This is a genomic window from Promicromonospora kroppenstedtii DSM 19349 (assembly GCF_000515355.1).
GTDB classification, from domain to species: Bacteria; Actinomycetota; Actinomycetes; order Actinomycetales; family Cellulomonadaceae; genus Promicromonospora; species Promicromonospora kroppenstedtii.
This window is the reverse complement of record NZ_KI911752.1, coordinates 1-2162: the sequence shown is the minus strand read 5'-3', so window position 1 is coordinate 2162 and position 2162 is coordinate 1. Positions and strand designations below refer to the sequence as shown.

1 protein-coding gene and 1 pseudogene are annotated in these 2162 nt (G+C 72.7%); one reads left to right on the top strand and one right to left on the bottom strand.

Annotation, left to right across the window (positions count from 1 at the left end):
* A pseudogene (locus tag PROKR_RS36260) lies at positions 1–335 on the bottom strand (ATPase); the annotation flags it as partial.
* Between the two features lie 166 nt (positions 336–501).
* On the opposite strand from PROKR_RS36260, the gene PROKR_RS37075 reads away from it, so the two are divergent.
* A complete protein-coding gene (locus PROKR_RS37075) occupies positions 502–1866 on the top strand; it encodes a DUF1542 domain-containing protein (protein WP_211240247.1) in 1365 nt (454 codons plus the stop codon).
* Positions 1867–2162: the final 296 nt, after the last annotated feature.

Here is a 2162-nt window from a genome sequence, read left to right as displayed (position 1 = left end):
GCCACCGGCGGTGCTGCCCCGGGGGGCGCGGCCGCTGATGGCGCCTGCGGCGTCGGCGACGACGGCGGCGCGAGCTCGTCCTCCTCCGGAACCACGGTGCCGTCCGGGTGCACGATCAGGTTCCAGAGCCCCTCGGGGCCGGTCGCGGAAGCCCGCACCGGCCGGCCGATCTGGGCGGCGTTCTCCGTCACGCGCCGCAAGACCTCCACCCGCGCCTCCTCCAGGCTGCCGGTAGCGATCGGGTGGAACGTCCCGTCGATCGTCACCTCACCGGAGCCGTCCTCGCGGACGATCGCGTCGATCCGGGGCCAGCGGGGCACGGTGTCAGAGCTCATGCGTTTCCTCCGAAGTTCCTGGGCAGGCGGACGGCGCGGCGGGTTCGCCCCCGAAGCAAGGGTCGGACATGATCGGCCGGCTGGCCACCCCAACGGGGCATTCACCCCACCTGGTAGGTTCTCGCGCAACCTGTCGCAACCAGGACAACGACCGAGGAGCCCTTGCGTGTCCGACGACCAGACCCGCCGTATTCCCGCGGCGGCCGACCCGACGCAGATCCAGCGACCGCCCGCCCGCCCGGGGCAGCCCGGCGCCCCGTCATCGTATGACGCGACGCAGCGGATGAGCTCCTTCGCACCGGGTGATGCTGCCGGACAGAGCGCCGCGGGAGGACAGGGCGGCTCCCCCGTCGACGAGCACACGCAGGTCATGCCGCCCCCGCGGCAGGGCTCCGTGGTGGACGAGTCGACCCAGGTGATGCTGCCGACCCGCGGTGGCTCGACGGTCGACGAGTCCACCCAGTTCCTCCCTCCGACCCGCGGCGGTTCGCCGATCGACGAGTCCACGCAGGTCATGCCGCCACCGCGCGGCTCCTCCGCCGTCGACGAGTCGACGCAGCTCCTTCCGCCGGCGGGGGCGCAGCAGCGCGACTACCGGTCCGCCACGCCGCCCCCCGCACGGCCGTACCGCCCTTACGAGACCGAGCAGCCGACACAGGTGCAGTCGCCGGCGGCCTTCCCCGGGGAGGCCGGGTACGGGCAGCAGGGTTACGGCCAGCAGCCCGCCTATCCGGGCCAGCCGGGTTACGGGCAGGGCCAGCAGGCCGGTTACCCGGGTCAGCAGGGCCAGCCCGGTCAACAGGGCTACGGGCAGCAGGGTTACGGGCAGCAGGGCTTCGGGCAGCAGGGCTTCGGGCAGCAGGAGGGTTACGGCCAGCAGGCCGGATACCCGCAGCAGGGCCAGCAGACCCCGCCCAACCCGTTCGAGCAGGGTTTCGGCCCGCAGTCGGGCCAGCCGACGCCGCCACGGCGTACCCGTGAGGACGACTCGGGCGGGGGCGGCTCGATGGCCGGCGCCGTCCTGGCGTGGATCCCGCGGATCCTGCTCGCGCTCGGCGTCTACCAGCTCGTGCGGCTGATCCCCGGGTTCGACGTCATGCCCGACGTCGCGCAGTTCCCGCTGTTCCGCGGGATCGGCGACGGCGTGCTGGGCATGCTCAACCTCAACCCCGAGTGGTCGGACCAGGCCGCCAACCTGACGATCCCGGTGCTCGGCATCGCCCTGGCCGCCCTCTTCAACATGATCCGCTCGCTGAGCACGTCGCTGGCGGTCTGGCCGCACGCCCTGGTGATCGTCGCGTGGATCGTGGTCTTCGCCGTCGGTGGCATCGTCGGCTTCGCCCAGGACGCGACCGCGAACGTGAAGCAGGACGTCCAGAACTCGGTGGACGAGAGCGTCGAGGACGCCAAGCAGGACGCCAAGGACGCCGTGCAGCAGGAGATCGACAAGGGCGTCGAGGACGCCAAGCAGAACGCGACCGACAGCATCACCGAGCAGCTCGAGGACGCGCTGCCCGGCGGGAACGGGTAGGGCGCGGGTAGGACTCCGGTAGGGCACGGGTCGGTCATGGACGGCGAAAGGCACGCCGGGCAAGGTCACGACCTGGGCACTGGGCCCCGGTGCGGCGCGGGACGCTGATAGCGTTTCTCACGTCCAGCCGGTAGTCCCGGTGCGCTGCTGAGGAGACCCTGCTTGTCCGACGAGACCACCCCCATGACGGCCGCACGCCCTGCCGGACAGCCGGTCGGGGGTGGCGACCGGACCGCCGTCGTACCGACGCCGTCCACGCGGCCGCTGCCGCCGACGGGGGCCGTGCCGCCGCCCAC